The 26900-nt window shown below is 40.2% G+C and carries 22 protein-coding genes and 1 pseudogene; 14 read left to right on the top strand and 9 right to left on the bottom strand.

Features of this window, described 5'->3' with window-relative positions:
* Positions 1–123: 123 nt before the first annotated feature.
* From QL984_RS03030 to lptD, 6 genes are all read right to left on the bottom strand, one after another.
* Positions 124–942 (bottom strand): symmetrical bis(5'-nucleosyl)-tetraphosphatase, encoded by an 819-nt coding sequence (locus tag QL984_RS03030; RefSeq protein WP_138764314.1) that lies wholly within the window; start codon positions 940–942, stop codon positions 124–126.
* 15 nt (positions 943–957) lie between these two features.
* Positions 958–1347 (bottom strand): Co2+/Mg2+ efflux protein ApaG, encoded by a 390-nt coding sequence (gene apaG / locus QL984_RS03025; protein ID WP_008113223.1) that lies wholly within the window; start codon positions 1345–1347, stop codon positions 958–960.
* A complete protein-coding gene (gene rsmA / locus QL984_RS03020; RefSeq protein ID WP_010391631.1) occupies positions 1331–2137 on the bottom strand; it encodes a 16S rRNA (adenine(1518)-N(6)/adenine(1519)-N(6))-dimethyltransferase RsmA in 807 nt (268 codons plus the stop codon). The genes apaG and rsmA overlap by 17 nt, the downstream gene beginning before the upstream one ends.
* Positions 2134–3126, bottom strand: a complete 993-nt coding sequence (pdxA, locus tag QL984_RS03015) for a 4-hydroxythreonine-4-phosphate dehydrogenase PdxA (RefSeq protein ID WP_016899195.1) — start codon at positions 3124–3126, stop codon at positions 2134–2136. Before pdxA ends, rsmA begins: the two co-directional genes overlap by 4 nt.
* A 2-nt stretch (positions 3127–3128) precedes the next feature.
* Complete coding sequence (surA, locus tag QL984_RS03010) at positions 3129–4424, bottom strand: peptidylprolyl isomerase SurA (protein WP_008464120.1); 1296 nt, start codon at positions 4422–4424, stop codon at positions 3129–3131.
* A gap of 96 nt (positions 4425–4520) precedes the next feature.
* Positions 4521–6767: an LPS assembly protein LptD gene (lptD, locus tag QL984_RS03005; RefSeq protein ID WP_008464121.1), complete on the bottom strand. Its 2247-nt coding sequence runs from the start codon at positions 6765–6767 to the stop codon at positions 4521–4523.
* A gap of 94 nt (positions 6768–6861) precedes the next feature.
* On the opposite strand from lptD, the gene QL984_RS03000 reads away from it, so the two are divergent.
* Genes QL984_RS03000 through djlA form a run of 3 tightly spaced genes read left to right on the top strand, consistent with a single transcriptional unit; the run spans position 6862 to position 9407 of the window.
* Positions 6862–7863: a phosphotransferase gene (locus tag QL984_RS03000; RefSeq protein WP_058155259.1), complete on the top strand. Its 1002-nt coding sequence runs from the start codon at positions 6862–6864 to the stop codon at positions 7861–7863.
* The gene (gene murU / locus QL984_RS02995; protein ID WP_290171962.1) at positions 7860–8516 is read left to right on the top strand and encodes an N-acetylmuramate alpha-1-phosphate uridylyltransferase MurU; all 657 of its coding nucleotides are present in this window, start codon (positions 7860–7862) and stop codon (positions 8514–8516) included. Before QL984_RS03000 ends, murU begins: the two co-directional genes overlap by 4 nt.
* A 33-nt stretch (positions 8517–8549) precedes the next feature.
* On the top strand, positions 8550–9407 hold the full coding sequence (djlA, locus tag QL984_RS02990; protein WP_008113211.1) for a co-chaperone DjlA: 858 nt from the start codon (positions 8550–8552) through the stop codon (positions 9405–9407).
* On the opposite strand, the gene QL984_RS02985 is transcribed toward djlA, so the two are convergent.
* The 3 genes from QL984_RS02985 to rapA all read right to left on the bottom strand — a co-directional run bounded on the left by QL984_RS02985 (position 9390) and on the right by rapA (position 14102).
* Positions 9390–10319 carry a DUF3530 family protein gene (locus tag QL984_RS02985; protein WP_058155257.1) on the bottom strand — a complete coding sequence of 310 codons (930 nt, stop codon included), beginning with the start codon at positions 10317–10319 and terminating at the stop codon, positions 9390–9392. The two genes, djlA and QL984_RS02985, sit on opposite strands and share 18 nt — an antisense overlap.
* Before the next feature lie 92 nt (positions 10320–10411).
* On the bottom strand, positions 10412–11065 hold the full coding sequence (rluA, locus tag QL984_RS02980) for a bifunctional tRNA pseudouridine(32) synthase/23S rRNA pseudouridine(746) synthase RluA (RefSeq protein WP_083494664.1): 654 nt from the start codon (positions 11063–11065) through the stop codon (positions 10412–10414).
* Positions 11066–11207: 142 nt separating this feature from the next.
* On the bottom strand, positions 11208–14102 hold the full coding sequence (gene rapA, locus QL984_RS02975; protein ID WP_290171960.1) for an RNA polymerase-associated protein RapA: 2895 nt from the start codon (positions 14100–14102) through the stop codon (positions 11208–11210).
* A 299-nt stretch (positions 14103–14401) separates the two neighbouring features.
* Between rapA and QL984_RS02970 the strand changes: the two are divergent.
* From QL984_RS02970 to QL984_RS02920, 11 genes and pseudogenes are all read left to right on the top strand, one after another.
* Positions 14402–15259: pseudogene (locus tag QL984_RS02970) on the top strand (PIN domain-containing protein); the annotation flags it as partial.
* 257 nt (positions 15260–15516) lie between these two features.
* Positions 15517–16899, top strand: a complete 1383-nt coding sequence (locus QL984_RS02965; protein ID WP_008109623.1) for a PhoH family protein — start codon at positions 15517–15519, stop codon at positions 16897–16899.
* A gap of 192 nt (positions 16900–17091) precedes the next feature.
* Positions 17092–17454: a hypothetical protein gene (locus tag QL984_RS02960; RefSeq protein ID WP_008109624.1), complete on the top strand. Its 363-nt coding sequence runs from the start codon at positions 17092–17094 to the stop codon at positions 17452–17454.
* Between the two features lie 208 nt (positions 17455–17662).
* Positions 17663–18700 (top strand): hypothetical protein, encoded by a 1038-nt coding sequence (locus QL984_RS02955; RefSeq protein WP_008109625.1) that lies wholly within the window; start codon positions 17663–17665, stop codon positions 18698–18700.
* Positions 18697–19014, top strand: coding sequence for a hypothetical protein (locus QL984_RS02950; RefSeq protein WP_008109627.1), 318 nt, complete (start codon positions 18697–18699; stop codon positions 19012–19014). Before QL984_RS02955 ends, QL984_RS02950 begins: the two co-directional genes overlap by 4 nt.
* 12 nt (positions 19015–19026) lie before the next feature.
* A complete protein-coding gene (locus tag QL984_RS02945) occupies positions 19027–19374 on the top strand; it encodes a hypothetical protein (RefSeq protein WP_016899198.1) in 348 nt (115 codons plus the stop codon).
* Between the two features lie 157 nt (positions 19375–19531).
* A complete protein-coding gene (locus tag QL984_RS02940) occupies positions 19532–19903 on the top strand; it encodes a hypothetical protein (RefSeq protein WP_029773128.1) in 372 nt (123 codons plus the stop codon).
* A 107-nt stretch (positions 19904–20010) separates the two neighbouring features.
* Complete coding sequence (locus QL984_RS02935; RefSeq protein WP_036956660.1) at positions 20011–20508, top strand: DUF411 domain-containing protein; 498 nt, start codon at positions 20011–20013, stop codon at positions 20506–20508.
* Positions 20508–21935 carry a TolC family protein gene (locus QL984_RS02930; RefSeq protein WP_004589253.1) on the top strand — a complete coding sequence of 476 codons (1428 nt, stop codon included), beginning with the start codon at positions 20508–20510 and terminating at the stop codon, positions 21933–21935. Before QL984_RS02935 ends, QL984_RS02930 begins: the two co-directional genes overlap by 1 nt.
* Entirely contained in the window at positions 21935–23677 is a 1743-nt protein-coding gene (locus QL984_RS02925; protein WP_004589254.1) for an efflux RND transporter periplasmic adaptor subunit, read from the top strand. The genes QL984_RS02930 and QL984_RS02925 overlap by 1 nt, the downstream gene beginning before the upstream one ends.
* 14 nt (positions 23678–23691) lie before the next feature.
* Positions 23692–26856: an efflux RND transporter permease subunit gene (locus QL984_RS02920; protein WP_004589255.1), complete on the top strand. Its 3165-nt coding sequence runs from the start codon at positions 23692–23694 to the stop codon at positions 26854–26856.
* The last annotated feature ends 44 nt before the right edge of the window (positions 26857–26900 follow it).

The raw sequence follows: 26900 nt of genomic DNA, 5'->3' as shown, positions 1-26900 counted from the left end.
ACTGTCTATGTTTAACTCAATTATAAGAGCATTGCTATTTTTTACACATTATTGTGAATGTTTTGTAATTATACAATTTAACATCCACTCTTAAACTTAACAGATGTATTAACTTTTTTCAGTTTATTTAGACAAAAGTTGTGATTTTTCTGAAAATTTTTGCTTACTTTGCAGTTCTATTAGTGTCATTGAGCCACCCCATACGCAACCCGTGTCTAGAGCATAGAGGTGGTTGTAGGGCGTTTTGCCTTCAAGTGCTGCCCAGTGTCCAAAAATTAGGTCATGTTGAGCGTTCATAATGGCAGGATGAGAAAACCAAGGAATTAGTGATGATGAATTTGTTGTTGCTTCTTTTGCATTAAAATCGAGCAAATTATCAGGCGTAATAAAGCGCATGCGAGTGAAATAATTAACGATGTAACGAAATTTAGCAGCATCATCAAGTTGCTCCGTCCATTTTAGCGGGTGAGGCTGATACATGTTTTTAAAATAGAACTCGGCATTGTTTTGACTGTAACATTGCTGCGAAAATTGAGCGTGCTTAATGGCTTGCTCGCACGACCAATCAGGGTTAAGGCCTGCATGAGAGATAAAACAATTATATTGTTCTAAATAAAGCGCTAAAGGCTGAGTTTGTAAAAACGCGATGTAGTGGGGCAGTTTACTACTGTTAAGCAGTGCAGTGAGTTTGTCTTTGGGGTTAGGTGTAACGTTATTTAAATAACAGGCAATCATGTGTAAGTCATGATTGCCTAATGTGACGCTAACGCTGTCTTGATGTTGATAAATATAATCAAGGCACGCTTTAGAGTCTGGGCCGCGAGCGACAATATCACCCACTAAATATAAGTGATCTTTGCTAGGGTTAAAGTCGACTTGCTTTAACAATAAACTAAATTCGTCAAAGCAGCCTTGTAAATCACCTATCGCGTAGTCGGCCATTGTTACCTGTTTTTGTCAGTGTAAGATATTAGGACAGGCTAAGCGGAATACGTTTATGGGTGCTTTAAATTCAGCACCAAACTCGTTACGTAAAGTGTAATGTCCCTGCATGGTGCCTACTGGTGTATCTATTATTGCACCACTGGTATATTTGTAGCTTTCACCTGGGGCTATATCTGGGGTTTCACCGACCACACCTTCGCCTTGCACTTCTACTTCTTTGCCATTGGCATCAGTAATTAGCCAATAACGGCTAAGTAACTTTGCACTGCATAAACTGTGGTTTTTTATAGTAACGGAGTAGGCGAACACAAACTTATCAAGTTCAGGTTGCGATTGCTCTTCTACATAAAATGTTTCTACAGATACCTTTACAGGTGATCCTATATTACTGCTTGTTGTCATAAATCCAGTTAGCTATATCAATAAATTGTTGTAACGACAGGCTCTCAGCACGCAAGGTGATATCAATGCCAATGCTGGTTAACTCTTCAGCGGTTAAAAGGTTGCCTAGGCTGTTGCGTAGTGTTTTACGACGTTGATTAAACGCTTCTAAACAGACTGTATTTAATATTTTAACGCTCTTAGCTGTGCGCTGCTCTGCCTTTTTGGGGATTAAGCGAATAACCGCAGAATCTACTTTAGGTGCAGGTTTAAAGCACTCTGGTGGTACTTCTACTACAGGCATCGCATTACAGTAGTATTGAGTCATCACACTCAAGCGACCAAAGGTTTTACTACCAGGGCCTGCTACCATGCGCTTTACCACTTCTTTTTGCAGCATAAAGTGCATGTGCTCAATATGATCGGCAAATTCAAACAGGTGAAACAACAAAGGCGTTGAAATGTTGTACGGCAGGTTGCCGAATACTTTTAGTTTTTTGTCATCTTTAACTAGGCTTGCAAAATCAAACTTCATTGCATCGCCTTGGTTTACGGTTAGTTTTGGCCCTAAAAATGGGTGTTCAATTAAACGCTGGGCTAAATCTTTATCTAGCTCAACAACCGTTAAATGGCCACTTAAATCGGCAACAGGCTCGGTAATGGCGCCTAGACCTGGGCCAATTTCTACTAAATTATCTTGCGGTTTAGGATCGATAGCGGTGACGATTTTGTCGATGATTGACTCATCGAATAAAAAGTTTTGGCCAAAACGTTTACGGGCGCGGTGTCCTAAGTGTACTTTATCGGTCATTGATTCTGTGCTTTTTCATGGGCGAGCTTAATTGCTTCGCGGATCGCTAATTCAAAACTGCCAACATCAGCATCGCCTGTACCGGCTAAATCAAGCGCAGTACCGTGATCGACTGAGGTGCGAATAAATGGAAGGCCGAGAGTTATATTCACTGACTTACCAAATCCTTTGTATTTTAGCACAGGTAATCCCTGATCGTGATACATAGCCAGCACTGCATCGGCTTCATTTAGGTATTTATCTTGAAATAGGGTATCGGCTGGTAAAGGACCGATTAAGTTCATCCCTTCAGCTCTTAATATGTCAAGTGTAGGCGTAATCGTGTCGATTTCTTCTCGGCCTAAATGGCCATCTTCACCAGCATGCGGGTTTAAGCCACAGACTAAAATGCGTGGTTGCTCAATACCAAATTTCGTTTTCAAGTCATGATTAAGAATATTAGCCACTTTAACTAGTCGCTCTTGCGTAATAGCACGAGAGACATAAGCAAGCGGAATATGTGTAGTTACTAGGGCAACACGCAAACCTTCAGTGGCTAATAACATAACCACATCGGCTGTACCTGATTGCTGAGCAAAGTACTCAGTATGGCCACTAAAAGAAATGCCGGCTTGGTTAATAATACCCTTGTGAACAGGCCCCGTAACAACGGCATCAAATGTGCCATCCATATTCTTTTCGCTGGCAATACGTAATGTATCTAACACGTATTGCCCATTGGCGTCATTAAGCACGCCAAGCTCAACGGGTTCTGCTAAATCAATTTGCTTAATATATAAGCTGCCAGCCGCTGTTGGCATTGCTTTGGCTTGTTCATCAAATTCAATTAATTCAATGTTTAAACCTAAATGCTTAGCGCGCTGTTTTAGTAGCGATGCATCTGCAATCGCTACTAGTTGCGCATCCCAGCTATGCTGTGCCAGTTTTAATAGCAAGTCTGGGCCAATGCCTGCAGGCTCTCCGGGGGTTACCGCAATTCTTAAAGTCATAATTATTCGTCTATTGGGAAAATTTCAACATGGGCTTGTTCGCGCATTTCTTGCTGCCAGTTAAAGCTTTCCTCTTTAAATTTACGATTAAACAACATGCCATGTGCACGATTACGTTTAGCTTGCTCGGTCTTATCTGCAACACGTTTATCTAGTAACTGCACAATGTGCCAGCCAAATTGACTTCTAAATGGTTCGCTGATTTCGTTTTTATCAAGTGATAGTAACGTATCTCTAAACGCAGGCACGTAGGTGGTTGGATCAGTCCAATCGTATTGACCACCTTTAAGTGCTGAACCGGGGTCTTGTGAGTATTCTTTAGCAAGTTCTGCAAAGTCAGCATCGCCGGCGCGTAAATCTTTAACAAAGCCTGCTAGCATAGTGCGTGCTTTTTCTTCACTTAAAATGATTGAAGGCTTAATAAGAATATGACGAGATTTAACTTCGGTGGTTTCAACTACTTGGCGGCCACGTACGTCTTGTACTTTAATGATGTGGAAACCCGCACCGGAACGAAGTGGACCAATAATCGCATCTTTCTTTTTACCTTTTACAGCTTCTGCAAATAACGATGGCATTTCGTTAATACCCATCCAGCCTAATTGGCCGCCCTCAAGGGCCTTTGAGCCACTTGATGATGAAATGGCAATACGCTTAAATTCTTGGCCATCTTGCAGCAGTTCAATAACTTTGTCTGCGCGTGTTTTTGCTGAGCTTACGTCGTCTGCACTTGCACCACTTGGAATATCGATAAGAATATGACCAATATCATATTCTTCGGCATTTTGTCCTTGGCTATCCATAATTTTTAGTAGGTTATCAATTTCTTGGTCGCTTACATATATACGGCGGTCTACGTTTGCACGCGTAACTTGTTGCGTGGTTATCTCTTTACGAATTTCTTCGCGGTAAGCTTGAAAGCTCTCACCCGACGCTTCAATAGTACGACGCAAATCAGCAATTGTACCGCCTTGCTCTTTAGCCATGTTGGCAAGGGTTTGGTCAAGCTGGCTATCTGAAATTTCTAAGCCCATACGCTCAGCCATCTGCATCATCAAGGTTTGATTTACTAAACGCTCAATCGCCTGAACACGCAGTGTTTCGTCTTTTGGCAGCTGTTGGTTTTGTTCTTCTGCTTGTTTTTTTACGCGATCAACAATGGTGTCTACTTCACTTTTTAAAATAACGCCTTGGTTTACAATACCAATTACTTTATCTATTTCGACAGGGGCGGCAAATGCACTTTGGCATAAGCTGAACGTTAAAACTGCTGATGTTAATAATTTTTTTAAATTCATATTCTTTTTACTACTCTTACTAATAGTACTGTTGTAATGCTAAATACGGCTAAATTGATATAGTTATTTGTAAATTTTTACTATAAATAAAGCAGTTTAGTCATTAAGAAAATACGGCCTACGATAACCAAAAATACCTTGTTGTAATAATTTTTGAGCATCGTAACGGCTTTTACTACCAAGCCCTTTTAATACAAAATTCAAACGAATACTCGAATCAAAAGTGGCTTGGGGTTGCCCAATTGACTGATTTAAATCAGTTTCAATTTGGCGATGGCCAGTAATTTGGAACGCCCAACAGCACGATTCATACTGTAATCCACTAAATACTTCAATACTGCGGTTATTATCAAGATCGCGATGGTAACTTGCAATAAATTGCCACTCGTCACTGATAGGGATGCTTGTAAATAAGCCCGCTTGCTCGATTGTATTTCCTGAGACATCATTTGCATAGCGATGGTTCAATTGAACCAGCTGATTATCGTCACCTTTATAGTCTAAGGTTAAATTTGACTGGATAATTTGCTTGCCATCCGTGTCGTACTGAATACCACCCGATAAATACCAGCGGCGGTGCCAATGTAACATGGTTTGCGCTGCAAACAAGGCATTGTAGTTACTATCGCTATTAAGCCCTTGCTCTGTAGGCTTGGCTGAATCACTTAAATAAAATATTTGGCCTGCGCTGAAGTTAAATACTTCTTCATTTTTCTTATCAAATAAACGCGTTGTAGCCCCGAGCGTAAATTGATTAGCTGCGGCAATTCGGTCAACACTTGAAAAACGCGCATCCCTGAATAAACCAAAAAAGTCATCTTGTAACTTGGTGGTATCGTATAAGCCAATGTCAGACTGATCTTTATTAGGCGTATATAAATACTGAATTTGTGGCTCTAGAGTTTGAATACCATCGTCAATAAAAATTGAGGTGTCGCGCTCAAAGTTAAGCTGAGAATATAAGCGCACTTTTGGCAAAGTACGCGAAACATTATCGCTATACTGTGTACCCTGTAAATCACCGTCTTGTTTATAGTTAGTTTGAAGCAAGCTTACTTCAGATAAAAATGACCAGGCATACTCTTTGTAATCAAAGCGTGCTTTAGGTTCGATGTGCACGCGAGTAGCTTGATCAATTACCGCAGAGCTGTTAGTAAAATGGCTCAGCTCGCCTGAAACACTAAAATCGAAATAATCAATTTTCCATGGGGTAGTTTGGGTAAAGCTAATTTGTGGTAACGCCGTGTATGATTCTAAGTGGTCACCTAGTACTTCAAAGTTTTGCACTTTTATATCAGTACGCCACATTTCGCCCATATGGGTTAGCGAGCCGGTACGATAAAGCTGCGTATCGGTTTTACTGGCATAAGCGGAGTTTAAATCAGTTAGGTAGTTGTCATCACTAACATTGGTAATATCAATACTGGCTCGCCAGTCTTCACCAATATAACTTTTTTGTTGCCAATGAAACAAAAAGCGCTCGTTAAGTTCAGGCTCTGAGTCATCTTTATTTAAATATTCTACAGCCACTAAACCTTGGTGCTCTGGGGTTAAATATCTAAATTCAGTTTGTAACTGTAGCCCTTTACGTGACATATAACGCGGGGTAATAGTGGCATCATAATTAGGGGCAATGTTCCAATAATAAGGCGTAATCGTTTCTAACCCATAGCGATCTGAACTTGAAAAGCTGGGCGTTAATAAGCCTGACTTACGGCGCTCATCGAGTGGGAAAGTAAAATAAGGTAAATAGAGTACCGGCGTATCTAAAATACGTAGCACGGCATTGTAGGTTTCGCCCCAGCCTTCTTCACGTGATAAGTTTATTTCATCGGCTTCAATAGCCCACACAGGCGTATTACCTGGGCACGCAGTAAAGCTTGCATTCATCAGCATTAAGCCAGACTTATCGATGGTGAGCTTTTCCGCGCCGCCTTTACCTTGTTGTTGTGTTAGGCTGTATTGTGCGCCTAATAAACTAAATGCTGAGTTATTTAAATCGGCATTTAAGCCCGAACTTTGTACGTGGCTTACATAATCGCGATAGGTAATTGGGCCAGTGGCATTAAGCAGGCCACGTTGTTTATCAATCAGTGCTGATTGTGCGGACAAACTCATGTTAACGGTGTTAATATCAACATTGCCAGTAAATTCAGCGCTTTGTGTGCCTAAAAGCTCAACGTCATCAGCGCTGATATCAACCGTTCCAAGCTCAAGGCCAGCAAGCGGTTGCCAAGCTCTGGTTTGCATTGAAGTGCCACAAAAGTTGTGTGTCAGTTCAGTTTCGGCAAGCGATGGTGCGCTCAGTACGCTTAGCATCAAAATGCCCCAGGTTTTGCTCATTTATCGACCTTTATGCTCTGTGATTAGTTACAAGCTATACATAATAAAGGAAAACAATGGCAAAGTAATTAGTGAAAAATAGATAGCTTATAAAATGACACGCTTTGAGAGTTTACAACAGTTTATTAATACTCACTTTGGTGAGCAATCCTATGCGCTTAATGCAATAACTGCAGATGCCAGTTTTCGCCGTTATTATAGGTTAAACGCTGAAAATAAAAACTTTATTGTGATGGACTCCGATCCAAAAAAAGTTAACAACGTCCCTTATATTGCATTAAACAAGGTGTTTTCTGAGCAGGGGTTTTTATTACCATCCATTATTCATAGTGACGAGCAGCAAGGTTTTTTTATTCTAAGTGATTTAGGTAGCACCCATTTAGCTGACTTGCTTGATGATGCCAATCGCAGCGAGTATTACCAGCAACTGATCAGTTTAAGTGCCAAGTGGGCAAAAATTCCAGCCGCGCCGTCAATGAATCCGTATGACCGTGACTTTATTGCATTAGAGTTGGATATTTTTAAAAATTGGCTGGTTAATGATTTTATTAGCGCAGAGCTCAGTGCAGAGCAGCAACAGACTTGGCAAACAAGCACAGCGCTGCTAATAAATACACTGCTTGAGCAACCCACAGTCACAATGCACCGGGATTATCACAGTCGTAATATTATGCGCTGCGAGCAGCAATGGGCGATTATTGATTATCAAGACGCGGTACAAGGCCCATTATGTTACGACTTAGTCTCACTTTTAAGAGACTGCTACTTTAAATTGCCTAAAGACGAGCTGAATCATTTACTTGAGTTTGGTTACGACGAATTTAAACGCCAAGGTTTAATAACTAACGAGTCATTTGCAGAATTTAAATATTGGTTTGATTTAACGGGTTTGCAACGCCATTTAAAAGCGGCGGGTATTTTTTGTCGTTTATATTTGCGTGATGGTAAACAAGGTTACTTAGCAAATATACTCCCTACACTTGAATACGTAATAGAGGTGGCGGCACAATACCCTGAGCTTAGCGACTTATCGGCTTTGATAAAAACTAGCGTGGTGCCAAAGGTGCAACAGCGGTTAAAAGAGGAACAACCATGAAGGCGATGATATTAGCCGCTGGGCGCGGTAAACGTATGATGCCGCTCACCGCAGAGTTACCTAAGCCTATGTTATGTGTAGTGGGAAAACCACTGATTGAGCATCATATTATACGCCTAAAGGCTGCAGGTATTACTCAAATAATAATTAACCTTGCGTGGGAAGGAGATAAAATAAAAACCTATTTTGCAGATGGGCGCGCGTGGGGCGTGACTATAACCTATAGCCAAGAAGTGACGGGCGGGCTTGAAACCGCAGGCGGTATTATTCAAGCGCTTCCTTTACTTGATGAATCATTTATTGTGATTAATGGGGATGTTTACAGCGACTACGATATCAGTGCATTAATGCAGCTACATTTACAGCCTAAAGAGGCGCACATTGTATTGGTTGAAAACCCTGCGCATAATCCTGATGGCGATTTTGCACTGAGCCACTTACCGACAAATAGCCAGCGGTATACCTTTTCAGGGATAGGGCGTTATCAAGCTGACTTTTTTGAGGGGCTAGCCCCAGGCATTCGGCCATTAGGCCCTTTGCTACGTGAAAAATTAAATGAACATTTAGTCTCCACTGAACTCTATATTGGCCAATGGGACGATATAGGCACACCAGAGCGTTTATCGGCTCTTAACCAACAACTAGCGCCATAAGCTAAATATAAAACATTAGAGGTAAGTTTTAAAATGTGGGGAAAAATTCTCGGTTTCTGTTTTGGTTTTATGTTTGGCAAAATATTTGGTGCCATTTTAGGCTTATACCTAGGCCATATGTTTGATAAAAGCTTAAAAAAAGACTTTGATAAAGCTGGCGGCTTTTCTAACCTTTTTAAAGGCGATGATGTTAACGAACGCCAAGCGTTGTTTTTTTCGAGTTGCTTTGCGGTAATGGGACATATTGCCAAGTCGAATGGCCGTGTTAGCGAAACCCACATTAAAGCAGCGACGCTGTTTATGGATGAAATGGGCTTAAAAGGCGAAGAGCGCCGTGAAGCGCAGCAGGCGTTTCAATCGGGTAAAGACAGCGACTTTTCACTCAAAGATACGGTTTATGATTTTAAAGAACGTTTTGCTAAACGTTACGATTTACTGCAGTTATTTTTAGAAATTCAAATTCAAATGGCGTTTTCTGACGGGGTACTTGCTGCACAAGAAAAGCAATTACTGCAAGAAGTTAGTAAGCAGCTAGGTGTGTCTAAAGCACACTTTGCCTTTGTATTAAAACGTTATCAAGCAGAGTTTAACTTTAGGCAGCAACAACAGCGTTTTAAACAGCAGCAAAGTCAAAGTAGCAGCTACCGTGAAGGTTCAGGACATCATGTACCACCAAGTAATGATATGAACCGTTCGCAAGCATTGGCCTTATTAGGGTTAAATAAAGACGCATCGCAACGTGATATTAAAGTAGCCTACCGAAAGCTCATGGCTCAGCACCATCCTGATAAGCTCGTATCGCAAGGTTTACCTAAGCATATGATGGAAGTCGCGGTTAAAAAAAGCCAAGATATTCAAGCGGCATACGAGTATTTAAAAAAGGCGGCGTAAAAACCCGTCTATTTCTTTGCTTAGCCGTGCATGTTGCTGCGGCGCATCGCGTAATCCAAACAACTGACGTTGGCGATAATCAAACTTTGCATTTCGATTAACCCAACGCTGACGGTTTTTAAGGTTCATTAAGATATCATTACTGTCTGTAGCAAAATAAATATCCAACAAAGCGGGGGTGACCAAGGATGTTATTTGGCTTAACTTTGCATTACGTTTTGTATTAGGAAGGTAGCTACTTAAACTAATGAAGGCGCTTATTTTTGAGTCTGAAAATTCAGCGTAGTGCTCCAACAACACCCCAGCACTGGTGCCTTGTGCAATAACAACAATATTCTCAGACTCCATCGCAGCTTGTTGGTATAAAGCTTCGTAGCGAGCGACTAGTTTTAATTTATAGTTATCTACCACTTTAGTATTTACTTGTTCAACATAGTCAGCATGATGGGGCTGTTTTTGTGTGCTGGTGTCAGGCTTAGTATTTGCGTTGGCTGTTTCATTATTTGTGCCCACAGGATCATTAATCGTTTTTGCTGCATCATCTTGAGCTGCTTGCCAATCAATATCAGGCACTGTCATCGCATAAGAGGTATACCCGTGGTTATTCAGTTCTTTACGTAAAAAGTTCATGCCTGCATTGTTTGTTGGCGTTGATTGCCAGTCAGGAATAAGTATTACAACACCTCTAAAGTCCGCACTCATATATTCACTGTATAAAGTTAAAAACTCAGTATCACCAGCTAAAATAGGCTTTACTTCATCACTTTGGGCTAGGCGAGAGATATCCGCATCAATATTTTTTGAAAAAGGAGGGGGAGCGATATACTCAGCACTAAGCGCTTGAAAACTGATTAACGTACAGCCAAGCACAAGAGTAGTAATAATGACTTTAAACATCTGCGTAATAAACATAATAAGCTTTTAATTTAAATCTTATTTATGTATCGGCGTAGTGCTCTTAAAGTTTAGCTATTTACTGTAAATAGCTAAAAGATTAAACCGTGTTAAAACTCGGGCTCAGCTTCAAAAGTAAGTACTTGCTCCGTTACAGGGTGTTTGAGTTGTAGCATTTGTGCATGTAATTGTAACCGAGGAGCAGCAGCAAGTGCGTCTTTATGGGCGTAGAGGCGATCGCCTAAAATAGGATGGCCTAAGCTTAGCATGTGCACGCGCAGCTGATGTGAGCGCCCTGTAATAGGAGTAAGCTCTACACGGGTTGCCTGTGCTTCACGTTCAAGGACTTTAAAATGAGTGAGCGAAGGTTTGCCATTGTCATGATCAACCATTTGCTTAGGACGGTTCGGCCAGTCGCAAATAAGCGGTAAGTCAACGGAGCCTGTTTCAGTTTCAAGTTGTCCGTATACTCGTGCAATGTAACGTTTTGCTGTTTCGCGCTCTTGAAATTGCATACTTAAATGGCGGTGAGCGGCTTTGTTCATTGCTAAGCAAAGTATGCCTGAGGTAGCCATATCTAAACGGTGAACAATTTTAGCACTAGGAAAAACACGGTTGACGCGATTTATTAAGCTATCGGCATGTTTTGGGTCTTTACCTGGGACGGTGAGTAATTCGCTAGGCTTATTTACAATAAGTAAATCATCATCTTGAAACAGTATAGTTAAATACGGGCTCATAGGGGGATTGTAGTTAACTAACACGGCAGACCTCAGTGATTTTGAAGTGCGCTATTTTAGTGGAGCGAGGGCAAAGGCTCAAGTAAAAAGCGCGATATAAATATCGCGCTTTCTTTTTATACACACACGTTAGTAATCTTTAACTAACGACTGACAGCTAGGTTCTCTAGTGCGAAACCACAATCAAACGAATCGCATCGAGTTTTAACTGCGCTTTTTCAATATGTGCGGTGAGCTCATTGCGTTGTTTATCGTAAAAGGTAATTTCCTCTTGGCGAATGTTTGGATTAATTTGTTTCAGTGCAACTAATCGCTGTTGCTCTTCGCTCAACGATGTTTGCATTTTTGCTAATGACTCGGCACGAATAACATCCAGCTTTTGTTGCGCCATGTCTTTTGCGGTATTGATCATTGGATGAACCGCACTTTGCAATGCACCGGCTAATTTACTTGCTGTTTGACGACCTACCGCAGATAGTTGCTGATTAAAGCCATCAAAACCAACATTTTCACCTAAGTTATTACTGCTCTTATCGAGTAAAATACGAATTGGCGTAGGGGGTAAAAAGCGACCCACTTGCAGGACTTTTGGTGCCATGGCTTCGGCAACAAATATTAGCTCAACAAAAAAGGTGCCTGGTGGTAACTTTTTGTTTTTAAGTAACGCCACCGATGAACTACCAAAATCATCATCACAAATCATATCCATAGTGCCTTGCACCATAGGGTGATCCCAACTAATAAAGTGCACATCTTCCTGAGAAAGCGCGGTATCGCGGTCAAAGGTTACTGTCATACCATCGTCTTTTAGCGATGGGAACGAAGCGTTTAACATGTGCTCAGTGGGCTTTAAAATAATGGTGTTTTCACCTTTATCTTCTTGGCTTACACCAAAGGTGTCGAACACGTTGATCATGTAGCTTGGCAGTTCAAACTGGTTATCGAGCTTTTCAATGTCAGCTACAAGTGAGTCAGCAGCACCTTGTCCCGATGAATGTAGCTCTAGTAAGCGATCTCGACCACTTTCCATTTGCTTACGTAATATTGCATTCTTTTGTGCTACTTGCTCAAGGAGTGGATCTAGCTCATCTTCATCACAATTATGAGCTGCAATGTACTCAAGTAAATCTTCGCTAAACTCTTTATACAGCAACTGCCCAGTGGTTGATGTGCTTTCAAACGCATCTAAGCCTTCGTTATACCAACGCAGTAGTACTTCTTGTGCTGTGTTTTCAAAGTAAGGCACGTGAATGTTCACATCTTGTGTTTGCCCTATACGGTCTAATCGACCAATACGTTGCTCAAGTAAATCGGGGTTGAGTGGTAAATCAAATAACACTAAGTGATGTGAGAACTGAAAGTTACGACCTTCTGAACCAATTTCTGAACACAGTAATATTTGTGCGTTATCGTATTCATCGGCAAAGAATGCCGCAGCGCGATCACGTTCAATAATCGACATGCCCTCGTGGAACACAGAGGCTTTAATTGCTTCGCGTTCACGTAATATTTGCTCCAGGCTAATTGCTGTTTCGGCTTTAGCACAAATAAGCAGTACTTTTTCACGCTTGAGTGTTTTTAGCGTTTCGATTAGCCAATCTACACGGGGGTCAAATAATCCCCAACTTGCGCTTTCACCTTCAAATTCTTGAAATATTTTTTCAGGGAAAAGTGCACGTTGCGCACTGAGTTCGGCATTTTGAATGCCACTCATATTACCCAGTACGGTCATTGCTGTTTTGTATTGCTTAGGTAATGCCATTGGGTAGGCATGTAATTTACGGCTAGGGTAGCCATCAATGCCACTGCGGCTATTTCTAAATAATATACGTCCAGTGCCATGGCGATCTAATAACATATTGAGTATTTCTTTGCGTGCAGCAAGGTCGCCTTGTTGGGCTTTTTCAAGGATATCGGTGATATCTGTTTCTTTTAATAGCTCAATTAATGTGGCCTTTGCGCTGTCATCCAGTGCTTGTTCTTGTAATAACTGATTAGCAGCTTCGGCAACGTCTTTGTAGTTTGCTTCTTCTTCTTTAAACACGTCATAGTCGTAAAAACGATCTGGGTCGAGCAGTTGTAAACGAGCAAAATGACTACGATGACCCAGTTGGTCTGGCGTAGCGGTAAGAAGAATTAGCCCTGGAATATCTTGGCTCAGCTCAGCCATACGTTGGTATTCGGCACTAGGTTTATTGTTATTAATACTTAAATGATGCGCTTCATCGATTACTAATAAATCCCAGTCGGCCAACGTAGCTTGTTCAAACCAGCGTTTTTTCTTGGTTAAAAACTCAAGGCTAGTAAGCACCAATTGCTCGGTATCAAATACATTAGGTGAATCAGCAAACGCTTCGTCGCAGCGTTCTTCATCAAAAATAGAAAAACGTAAATTAAAACGGCGTAGCATTTCTACTAACCATTGGTGTTGTAAGTTCTCAGGCACAACAATAAGTACACGGCTGGCACGACCGGTGATAATTTGTTGATGTAAAATCATGCCCGCTTCGATGGTTTTACCTAAGCCTACTTCATCAGACAGTAATACCCGCGGTGCAAAACGTTTACCGACTTCTTGAGCAATATAAAGCTGATGCGGAATAAGATTAGCGCGTTGACCAATTAAGCCTTTAATAGGTGACTGCTGACGTTCAAACTGATGTAACCAAGTTTGATAGCGCAAAGTATACCGATCAAAACGGTCCACTTGGCCTGCAAATAAGCGGTCTTGCGGTTTATTGAACTTGATAAAGTGATCTAAAAAAGTTTCTTTTAATTGTGCTTTTTCACCGTTATCAACACGTTCACCGTGATAGCACAATAACTCACCCTGTACTTCAATAGACTCAACTTGTAATTCCCACTCCTCAACGCTTCGGATCACATCACCAGGATTAAATGCTACGCGGGTTACCGGAGCTTCTGCAGAAGAATAAACACGGTTTTCACCACTGGCAGGAAATAAAATGCTGACTTGGCGGCCATCAATGGCAACAACTGTGCCCAATCCTAAATCTGACTCTGTGTCACTTATCCAACGCTGACCTAAGGAAAAATTCATGTATGTCTCGTCTATGAAGAAAAAGGCGGCTATGTTACCTGTTAGATAACACCACTGCAAGGCGCTATTTGCCTGACTTTTAATTAATTTTATAAGTATGAATTATTACCAACCCTAAGCGCTCATTAGTGCGTCGATTTTGTGGAAAATTCAAACTAAATGATATTTGTCATAAAACAGACTTTTATGACAAATAGACTAAACTCAAATTATACCTAAGTAATTAATCAAGTTTATTAGTAACCACTGATTAGTTTATTGGGTATAGCATAAAAATCATAAAACGTAAGGAAAGTACTATGGGAAAAGCTTCAAATTTTGATAGTAAAATGTATGTGCTAGATACCAATGTATTACTTCACGAACCCCTCGCGTATTTGTCATTCCAAGAGCACCAAGTTGTTATCCCAATGACCGTATTGGAAGAACTTGATCATATAAAAGATAGAAAACACGATGTGAGCCGCGATGCGCGAGTGGCTATTCGTGGCCTTGATGGGGTGTTGAGTCAGGCAACTCCCGAACAAATGTTACAAGGTGTGGCGCTGCCAAGGAATAAACAAGGCGGATCGACAGGCAGCTTAATTATTGTAAACGACCATTTATTTGCCGATTCTATTTCTGGTTTGCCGGGCAATGAAAACGACCACCGTATTATTAATTGTGCGGTGCATTTACAAAACCAGCACAGCGATAAAAAAGTCATATTAGTAACTAAAGATATTAACATGCGCTTAAAAGCCAAAGGGGCGGGGCTTAAATATGTTGAAGACTATCGTACTGATCAATTAATTGACGATATTGATTTACTCACCAGTGGTTATAAAAAAATTGAGGGCGATTTTTGGCAGCATGTCGGCCAGTGTAATACTGAGCAACACGGACGTGAAACAGTTCATCATATCCCTAAAGATTTAATTCCTGATGTGTTTTGTAATGAATATTTACTTGATGATGGCGATCAGTTTGCCGCTAGAGTTAAATCGTATGATGGTGAGCATATTACCATTAAAGATATTGGTGCAGAGCGATTGATGCATCAAAGTGCATGGGGAATAAAGCCAAAAAATATTTACCAAGCAATGGCTCTTGATGCCTTGCTCGACACGTCTATTGAGCTTGTTATTTTAACCGGCCCAGCGGGATGTGGTAAAACAGGTATTACTGCAAGCTTTTTTTCAATATTTGTGCAGACCTATCTACAGACCTTATTCTTACTGAATAAATTGAGTATTTATAACAGGCTAAGATCTAATCTCTCTAACATGTCATTAAGTGTGACTTAAAGAATAGAACCATTCATCAATAAATATAAATAATGGATTTAACCTGCAAGAGGCACAAACAAAAATAATAAAGCTAAGGTAAATCTAAAATGCTAATTAATGAAAATCGTTCTCAAAGGAGAACTAAAATGAATAATCCAAGTGAAAACAAAAACCCAAGAGTATTGGATACATCGGCACTAGTTCATGATCCAAAGTCACTTCTTGCGTACAGTGAAGACGTATACATCTGTCTAACAGTTCTAGAAGAATTAGATAACTTAAAAGAAAGAACTAACAAATCGGTTAGTGCTGATGCTCGTGTATGTATTCGTATGCTTGAAGATATAATAAATGGGCACAGTGCAGAAGAGATGGAAGCTGGTATTCCACTACCTTCTACTGAAACAGCTAAACGAGGAAAACTGTTTATTGGAATTGATACCCAGCTCGATATGGCTAAAGAGTTAAAGCACGGTATTGGAAGTGACGCTGACAATAGAATAATTAACTATGCACTGTATCTTCAGAAGGACTTAGATAAAGACGTAGTAATTGTTAGCCGTGACATTAATATGCGCTTGAAAGCTCGAACCGTAGGGGTCATGGCAGAAGACGTTGCCGTAGATAATCAAATATCAGATATTGATCTTTTATACACAGGGGTACAAGCCTTTAAAGGAGATCTTTTTGATCGAATTAAATCAGACAAAGACTTCAAGGTTTCAGGAGAAGTTTATACTTTCCCAATAAGTCTATTTAATGATGAAGTTCAGCCAAACATGTATTGGTACGATGAAGCTGGACACATTGGGCGAATTTCAGAAGTAACAGATACTGAGGTATTCACAAAGTTATTGCCTCGTAAACAAGAAAAAGTATGGGGCATTTTGCCTAAAAATCAGCGTCAGGCAGTAGCTTTAAGCCAATTAACAGATCCATATTATGACTTAAATATCATCCTTGGCCCTGCTGGCTCCGGAAAAACTTTTTTAGCAGTTGCTTCGGCGCTGCATCAAGTATTGGAGTTAAAAAAGTACAAAAAAATCGTTGTGGTGCGCTCCAGAGACTTTATGGACGATGATCCGGGGTTTTTACCCGGTGACCTGACAGAGAAATCAATGCCGTTATTAGCAGGTATAACAGATGCGCTTATATCAATGCATTCAGGTGATAACAATGAAGGTAATATTAGTGCAACTGTTGAGCATGTGATCGAAAAAGCCAATATAGAATTTACTAGTATGGCTTACTTCCGAGGTCGTTCAATAGACGATGCTGTTTTAATCATTGATGAAGCTCAAAACATGACTAGAGCGCAAATTAAGGGCATGTTAAGCCGTGGTGGCAAAAATTGTCGCACAATCGTGTTGGGCAACTTAGCCCAGATTGATGATAAGTTTGTCACACCCGCATCTTCAGGTGCTAGCGCGGCTGTTAACGTGTATAGAAACTATGAAAAAGGCTCAGTATTGATATTTGATGAAGTAGAGCGTAGTAGCTTGGCTGAATTCACTGAAAAGAACATGTAGGCATCAAACTACAATTCACATTTCCTTATAATATTGCGACAATAGCCACTGCTTTTTGCAGTGGCTTTTCAGAGAAGCCCGTTCCCACGAAAACAGGACGAAATGGATTTACTCTGAACTAAAAGATTAAATATTCACAAAAACTGAGTGACATAGGTGCGTGGCCTAGCGTTGCCGTTTTTTGGTGTATTGATGTCTTTTAATAAAGAAGACCTGCTAGTAAATATAAAAAGGCAGGCAAAACGATTATCTAAATTATTAACTATTCCCCTTGGACAAGCCCAAGAAGCCCTAGCTATTTGTCTTTACGGCTGTGACAGTTACAGCGATTTACTAGTAAAAATAAAAGCTGAATCCTTTGACAACCCATTGATAGCACTGTCTGCACTCTCACCAAACTCGGAAATATTTTTAGTAAAAATATTAGCTAGCCACCTAGATAGCATTATTGGAAATTTTGAAAAAAAATTTCCCGGCTCCAATATAAATGAAGAGATGGTCGTATCCCTGTTTGGGCTTAGCTTTTCAGAGTTCAAACTCAAAATATCTACCTAAAGTTGTACAAATACGTAAGTTGTCATTTTGTTTTTTGGCGATATTATAATATGAAGGCTGAACGGACAGCCTACGCCTACACATGTTTTTCGCCTTGAAAAACGTGAACAGTGAAGCGGAGCATCCGTAAAAATTTGGTTATTTGAACAATAAATAAAGCAATGTGTTGGTAGGCCATTGTTTATTGGAAAGTTGTTTGGAGAACTAAATGATCTCACTTTATCAATTAAAGAATAAGCTCAATAAACAAGCAAAAGAGTTTGCTGAGTTATTAGAGTTTCCTGATCTTTACGCCCAAGGCCTGTGGGCTAGAGGTGTTTATAACTGCCCTTATTTTTCTGATACCCATAAATATCTCTCTGAAGTATTTGAAAAGAAAAAGCTGGACTCAATTCTAAAGCACGATTCCCTGAAATATTTAATGATCAACGAATACGATGATCAAGAAATTATTGAATCGCTTCATAAAGAAATTGAGTCAATGGCAAACCGTATTGAAAGCCTGATGCTGGTAGATATCGAAACATTAGAGTTAGTTTCAGTGATATACCAAGTTTTAGGGTTGCCTGAAAATGCCAAGTTTATTGTAAATACAGGTGCAGACTTCCGCTTAGAGTGGCGACCATACTTTGATGCCTTTGATGATCCGTTGATAGTTCAATATGCAGATTTAAAAGTTCATGGTTGTTATTTCAGGCTAATCGCTTGCAAGTTTCCGTTTGAAAAGCTTTCCTTGGATGACATTAGAAAATACATGTACATCAATCATGTAAACCATAATGGTGAGTTTGAAGGCTGTATTTCTGAAGGAAATACATTTTCTAAGCATGTGCACTGGCTGGTGTTGACACTTGAATTATTCAGTAGCGGCAAAGTAAATAAGGCTCAGTTCAATCCAACAACCTTCAAAATCGAAGGTATGCGCTATTTGGTATATGGCTTCCCATTGATTCCTTCCTTTGTATCTGATTGGCACAAACCTGATTTATGTCTACGAGTCAAAAATCTAGATGGCGATCAGAAGTTCATTGTTCGTATCGAACAGCAAGATCTTGTTTTTTATGCGAGGCGCGTTGATACCAACTTTTTTAACACAATCGATTATGAAAAATACATTTCGTTGTATCAATCTAGTGTTCTGTCACATTTTGATGCTGACAACAATTTGCTTAAAGTTGATGGGGTTAAATATCTAAGTTTTTTTCGTCCTTTTTCTGTAGAAGATATGAAAGGAGTTCAAGCATGAGACCTAGAGTAAAACTAACCAACGCAAAACTTATCTCAATTCAATCTGATACAGAGGAAAAAGTTGAACGGGTGCTTTACGGCACATTTGCTGACGAAAATGAAAATGGTAAAGAAGGAGATGCTTTATTCACGATAAAGGTTTTGGAAATCAATGGTCTAGAAAGTAAGTGCTTTGGTGTTGACTTTTATATCTTAGATGCTGAATCTAAAGAGTTTGATGTAAATGCATTTGAGTTTAATTTAATGCATGAGTGTATGTATTCTCCTAATGAGTTATTAGAGCTGCGAGATATGCTCCCGGCTAGTTATTAGTAAGGGAATACGTTGGATAGAATATATTTAAAGGATGCCTACATAGTATCTGTTTACGACTATAAAGAATTTGAAAAAATATTTCTTGGCGAGTTTTTATCAGGGGGGGTTATTGAAGATGAAACATTCAGGTTTCGGCCATTTCAGCAAATCGTGACTTCAAAGATTGTTAGCAAATCTGCTGATGAAGATAAGTTAGAAATATACACACATAGTGGGAGTTGTTATGTGATTGATGCTGACCATAAGTTAATTGATATTTCATTTGTTGAACTGGTTGTTATGAGAGCAGGAGCTTATTCGGCAGATCGAGTTTTAGAAATGAGAGAGCAACTTAAGTCTCAAAATAAAAGCCATTGAATAGCGAAGATAAGAAGTCTGATGAGATTATTATTTGTCACTTACCTCTTTGAAAAATTTGACGATAATCAAATATTCATAAATGTTTATACAGCATCAATTGACTTAGTCAAAAATTTGCATTAGTATTAGAAATGTATATTTGTAAGAGAATTTTATGTCTAAAGCATTTTCAAAAGTCTTAGTAATGACGCTTATGCTGGTTGCCTTTGTAGGGCAAGCATTTGCGTATTCTGCTATGCCTTGCGAAATGTCATCAGGTTCTCACGAATCACACATGAACATGAACATGAACATGAACATGAACATGGATCATGGTGATATGAATAAAAGCAGTAATGGTCAATCAGAAGATTGTTGTGACGTTGAATGTATTTGTCCTGCAAATGCTTGCTCATCTACGACAGTCCTAAATTCCAGTATTGATTCGACAGATATTCAAATATTCAGTGAATCTGTAGCTGCTCTGCAATCTAAACAACCTCATTCAATTTCCACTTCCCTTTATCGTCCACCAATTTTTGCCTAATACAGGATTAGTGCGTCCAAATTTCTCGCACATGTAATTAATTTTTCTGTTAGTCAATATAGCGTCGTAGCGCTATAGATATTTTCCAGCGATGTCTGGGGGCAAAAATGATCAATAAGTATTTAAAAATAGCAGTAGTAATGCTGCTTTCACCTGCGTTTGCAAACGCCAACGAACATAACCATGCAGACAATCACGACGTAACACCTTTGGAGTTAATCGTTTATAAAACCCCTACTTGTGGGTGTTGTAAAAAATGGATAACTCATATTGAAGACAAAGGGATCGTTGCGCATTCCAAAGATTTCCGAAACATCGGCAACATCAAAACTAAGTATGGTATCAAACCTAATTACCGTTCATGCCACACGGCAGTGAGTAGAAATGGATTTGCCTTTGAAGGTCATATACCTGCTAAATTTATTCAGCAGTTCTTATCAGAAGAACATCCCAATGCGATTGGGCTTTCAGTTCCAGCAATGCCAGTTGGCTCTCCCGGTATGGAAGTCGATGACCGCTTTATGCCATACAACGTGTTAATTCTATTTAAAGATGGAACGAGCAAAGTCTATGCAAAAGTTAAGACATACGAGGAGCAATTCTAATGAAATTGAACTCTTCAAACCTTACTTCACTTTCAACTGCATTAATACTCGGCTTATCTGTATTCTCAGCTCAAGCTGAGAAAGTAGTGTCGCTTGAACAAGCTATCACCTTAGCTCAGCAAAATGATCCTTGGCTTCATGGTAGCCGATTGAAACAAAGTGCAGTTGAAAATAGAAGTATTGCTTCAGGTACTTTGCCTGATCCGAAAGTATCGCTAGGGATAATGAATTTACCAACAGATACTTGGGATTTAGATCAGGAAGGAATGACTCAGCTAAAGGTTGGCGTCTCTCAAATGTTTCCGAGAGGCGACAGTCTAGAGATCAAGAAAGACCAGTTACAAATTGAGTCCACGAAATTTCCACTGTTACGAGAGGATCGTAAAGCTAAGTTGAAAAGCCAAGTGTCACAACTTTGGTTAGATGCTTACTTAGCCCAACAAACTATTAAATTGATTGAAGATGATTGGTCTCTCTTTGAGCAGATGGCAGAAGTGGCTAAAGCTAGCTATTCAAACGTTGTTGGTAAAACTAGACAGCAAGATGTTATTCGTGCTCAGTTGGAAATCGTGCAGTTAGATGACAGATTAACTTCGCAAAAGCAGAAACTAGAAACGACAATCGCTCGTCTCAATGAGTGGCTTCATATTTACGATGCGGATCGTTTGAATGAATCATTCAACTTTGACGCGCAACCATTAGAGTTTAGCGTCTCAAAAGAATTGCCTTCGATTCAATTGAATAATCCAACAGTCCTAAAAGCATCTAATTACTCAAGAAATCTATTGGCTCAGGAGCTTTCGAATCACCCAGCCATACTTGCGATTGATATAAAACGCAAAGCTTCAGAAAAAGGAATTGAGTTAGCCAAACAGCAATATGAGCCGCAATGGGGTGTTAATGCTAGTTATGCCTATCGCGACAATATGCCCTCTGGTGATAGCCGAGCTGATTTATTTTCTGTTGGGGTAACGTTTGATTTACCCTTGTTTACCGAGAACAGACAAGATAAGCAAGTTGCAGCTTCTATTGCAGATTCAGAGACTATTAAAACCGAGAAACTATTACTGACAAAGCAAATGATCAGTGTTTTAGAAAAAGAACTAAGACAGCTTAAACGCTTATCAGATAGACAATCTATCTATCAAGAACAACTCCTTAAACAAACTCATGACCAAGCAGAAGCGTCATTGACAGCCTACACAAATGATGATGGCGATTTTGCCGAAGTTGTTCGAGCAAGAATTGCCGAATTAAATACCAGAATATCAGCTTTAAGAATTGATGTTGACGCACTTAAAACAGTTGCTCGTATCAACTATTTCTTTGCGCATTCTCAATCTAACTCAAATGCTGAACATAAGTCGATGCAAACTTCACACAAAACTAATCAGCACTTATCCAGTCAGCAATTTGGAGAAAAATAATGTCAACGAATACAAAAACAATTATTGCCATCATCATTGGGGCAGCACTTGGTGCTGGAGCATTGAGTTTATATCAAGGTACTGGCTCAAACAGTAATAGTAATGAAGCAACATCAGGAGAAAAAAAGCCTCTGTATTGGGTTGCACCGATGGATTCTAATTACCGCCGGGACAAGCCCGGTAAGTCGCCTATGGGGATGGACCTAATTCCAGTGTATGAGGAAGGATCATCTGGTGATGACTTTGGCCCCGGAGCAGTAAAAATTGCGCCTCATGTAGTGAATAACCTTGGGGTTCGCACTGCACCTGTTGAACTGAAAAATATGCATACTGAAATCTCAACGGTAGGTTATGTTCAATATGATGAAGATAAGCTAATTCATATCCACCCACGGGTTGATGGCTGGATTGATAAACTTTACATCAAAGCAGCAGGTAACCCTGTAGAGAAAGGGCAGCCTCTTTATACACTATATTCTCCTCAGTTAGTTAATGCTCAGGAAGAGCTGTTAATAGCGTTAAAGCGCAACAATAGTTCTTTAATTTCAGCAGCCAAAGATCGCCTAAAAGCGTTACAGCTTTCAGCAGACTTTGTTCAAAAGCTAGAAAAGACACGAAAGGTTCAGCAAACAATTACCTTTTATTCACCACAAGCAGGTGTTGTCGATGGTTTGAAGGTTAGAGAAGGTTTTTATGTAAAGCCGGGAAACACCTTATTAAGCATTGGCCAGCTAGATCAAGTTTGGGTTGAAGCAGAAGTGTTTGAACGTGACGCAGCCTTAATTAAAAAAGGACTTCCTGTATCAATGACACTGGATTATTTACCCGGTGAGGACTGGGCTGGTGTCGTTGATTATGTTTATCCAACATTGAACAGTAAAACACGCACACTCCGAGTGAGATTGAAATTTGATAACACAGACTATCAATTAAAACCAAATATGTTTGCACAAGTCTCTATTCACGCTAATCAAGCTGATAGCACCATCCTCGTGCCTAAAGAAGCCGTTATTAGAACAGGTAAACAGGACAGAGTAGTACTTGCGTTAGGTGATGGGCAATTTAAATCTATTGAAGTGACTATTGGCCGGGTTGATATCGACAGCATCGAAATATTAGACGGCTTAAATGAAGATGACGTTGTGGTGACATCTGCCCAATTCTTGATTGATTCTGAATCAAGTAAAAGCTCTGACTTTAAACGAATGACTCATGATGAAGTGCCTAACTCTGTTTGGATGCAAGGGGATGTTAATAGTGTTATGGCAGGGCACCGCATGGTTAATATTTCACATGGCCCTGCTGAAGCTTGGGATTGGCCTGAAATGGTTATGGATTTTACTGTGGCTGAAAAAGTCGATATTGACTCATTAAAGTCAGGTCAATCTTTGCACTTTGAAGTGAGCAAAACCGAAGACGGTGGATATGAAATTACTGGAATTCATATCATGAGTGAGCCTGAAGTATCATCAGCAACAGTATCTGGTTTGATTAATGCGATTGATATTGATACACGGATTCTAAATATTAGCAGAGGCCCAATAGAGAAATGGGATAGACCTGCTGCGACGATGGATTTTATCGTCGCGGACAATATAGAAATGGTTGATTTCAATGTCGGTGATAATGTCACTTTCACTTTTGAGGTTAGAGATGACTTAGTTATCACTGACATTTCTCTTGAATCAGATGAACAACACGGCAAGGAAAATAAAGCTGCTGTTGATCATTCTAATCATTAAGTGGGAGAAAAATAATGATTGAATCAATTATTAGATGGTCTATCGGCAATCGTTTCTTTGTTTTGTTGATTACCTTAATTATCGCGTTTGGTGGTTTGTATTCATTACAAAAAACACCAGTAGATGCACTCCCCGATCTTTCTGATGTGCAGGTTATAATTAAGACGAGCTATCCGGGACAGGCACCACAAGTAGTGCAGGATCAAGTGACATTTCCTCTTACTACAGCGATGTTATCAGTGCCGGGGGCGCAAACTGTTCGTGGTTACTCATTTTTTGGTGATTCCTACGTCTACATTATTTTTGATGACGATACTGATTTGTATTGGGCTAGAAGCAGAGTACTTGAATACTTAAGCCAAGTAGCATCAAGCCTGCCTGATTCGGCAAAACCTCAATTAGGACCTGATGCAACAGGTGTGGGTTGGGTATACATTTACGCTTTAACAGATAAGTCTGGAAACCATGATCTAAGCCAATTAAGAAGCATTCAAGACTGGTTCTTAAAGTATGAACTACAAACTGTTCCGGGCGTGTCCGAAGTTGCCGCCGTTGGTGGTATGGTTAAGCAGTATCAAGTGCAAGTAGATCCTGATAAATTGAGAGCTTACGATATTCCTCTAAGTTTAATACAAATAGCCTTACAAAAAGGGAACAAAGAAACTGGCGCATCCGTTGTGGAAATGGCTGAAGCTGAATATATGGTTACCGCAACGGGGTATATTCAATCAGTTAGTGATATAGAGAAAATCCCACTTGGTATTAACGAACAAGGCACGCCATTGCGTATTGGTGATGTTGCTACCGTTAATTTAGGGCCTCAAATGCGCCGTGGTATCGCAGAGCTTAATGGTGAAGGCGAAGTTGTTGGTGGTGTTGTCGTTATGCGCTTTGGTGAAAACGCTCAACAAACCATAAACGGGGTAAAAGAAAAACTTGAATCGCTTAAATCTTCTCTACCAGAGGGGGTGGAGATTGTCCCTGTTTATGACAGATCGAAGTTAATAGATCGTGCTGTTGATAATCTTTGGAGCAAGTTGCTAGAGGAGCTTGCAGTCGTTGCTATTGTCTGTGTGGCTTTCCTATTTCATCTTCGCTCATCTATTGTGGCAGTTGTTACTCTGCCATTAGGTATCTTGGTGTCGTTCATTATCATGTATATGCAAGGCATCAATGCCAACATTATGTCTTTAGGCGGTATCGCTATTGCGATTGGTGCGATGACTGATGGTGCAATAGTGATGATTGAAAATATGCACAAGCATATGGAGAAAACACCACTAACAGATGAAAATCGCTGGCAAATTGTTGCTAAGGCTGCGAGTGAAGTAGGCCCTGCACTATTTTTTAGCTTACTGATCATTACAGTCTCATTCTTACCTGTATTTATCTTGGAAGCGCAAGAAGGAAGAATGTTCTCTCCGCTCGCCTATACAAAAACCTATGCAATGGCGGCATCAGCAGGTTTGGCGATCACATTGGTGCCTGTTTTGATGGGCTACTTTATTCGAGGCAAAGTTGTTTCTGAAAAGAAAAACCCGTTAAACCGATTATTGATTGCTATCTACATGCCTGTTTTAAAGCAAGTCATGAAGTTTCCAAAATCGACAATAGTAGCAGCAATATTAGTGACTATCGTTGGCTTTTGGCCTGTCGATAAAATTGGTAGTGAATTCATTCCGCCATTGGATGAAGGCGATCTCATGTATATGCCTACTACCTATCCCGGTATTTCAATTGGTAAAGCAAGGGAGTTATTGCAGCAAACAGACAAGCTTATTCGCACTGTGCCAGAAGTTGAAACTGTATTTGGTAAAGTAGGAAGAGCTGAAACTGCAACCGATCCTGCACCTTTAACCATGATTGAAACCTTTATTCAATTGAAGCCACGAGAGCAGTGGCGAGAGGGTGTGACTACTGAATCGTTAAAAGCTGAGTTTGATAAATTGGTTAAGTTTCCGGGCTTAACGAATGCTTGGGTTATGCCAATCAAGACCCGAATCGACATGTTAGCAACAGGCATAAAAACGCCTGTGGGTATTAAAGTCGCCGGACCAGAGCTTGATGTGATTCAGGAAATCGGCCAACAAATAGAGCAAATTTTACCCGAAGTTACAGGCACAGCATCAGTTTACTCAGAGCGAGTTGCAGGTGGACGATATATCAAGGTTGATATTTCACGCGATAAGGCAAGTCGCTTTGGGTTAAACATCGAAGATGTTCAACAAGTGGTTTCTACAGCTATTGGTGGTATGAACGTTACCCAAACGGTAGAAGGTCAAGAGCGTTACCCTGTTAACTTACGCTATCCGCAAGACTATCGAGACTCTCCTGAGCAGCTATCACGATTACCTGTTGTAACACCAAGTGGTCAACGCATTGCACTAGGTGATGTCGCAGATATTCGAGTTGAGAACGGTCCGCCGGGAATTAAGAGTGAAAATGCTCGTTTAAATGGCTGGACGTTTATCGATATAGACGGTGTTGACGTAGGTACTTATGTTGAAAGTGCAAAAATACACTTGGCTAATAATCTAAAACTACCAGCAGGTTATTCAATTACTTGGGCTGGGCAATACGAATATATGGAAAGAGCGAAAGAAAAGCTCACCTATGTATTGCCTTTAACACTCGCCATTATTGTTATTCTACTTTACTTAAACTTCAGAGCGTTTAGTGAGGTGGCTATCATTATCGTTACCTTGCCGATGGCGATGATTGGTGGCTTATGGTTGATGTATCTGGAAGGGTTTAACTTCTCTGTGGCTGTTGGCGTGGGCTTTATTGCTCTAGCTGGGGTAGCGGTTGAGATTGGTGTGATAATGTTGGTCTATCTCAATCAGGCACTTGCTGAGCTTAAGGAAAAAGCTGAAGAGCGAGCTGAACCTATCTCTGATGATGCATATCAAGATGCATTATTGCACGGTGCAGGCTTACGAGTTCGTCCAGTAATGATGACAGTTGCAACAATCATTATCGGCTTGATGCCCATTTTATATGGTACAGGAACAGGTTCGGAGATTATGAGTCGTATTGCTGCACCTATGGTAGGCGGAATGACAAGTGCTGTGCTACTCACTCTTATTGTGCTCCCAGTAATTTACTCAATCGTTAAAAAGCCAGAATTAAACGCCTTTAACAAGGAGCTTTCTAAGGCGGAGCTAAAAAGTAATGCTTAGCACGGCTAGAAAATATCACAAATGGCTAATGGCATTTGTCGGAA

Source organism: Pseudoalteromonas sp. APC 3495 (genome assembly GCF_030407645.1).
Taxonomy (GTDB): Bacteria; Pseudomonadota; Gammaproteobacteria; order Enterobacterales; family Alteromonadaceae; genus Pseudoalteromonas; species Pseudoalteromonas tetraodonis.
This window is presented reverse-complemented; position numbering and strand designations above follow the sequence as displayed.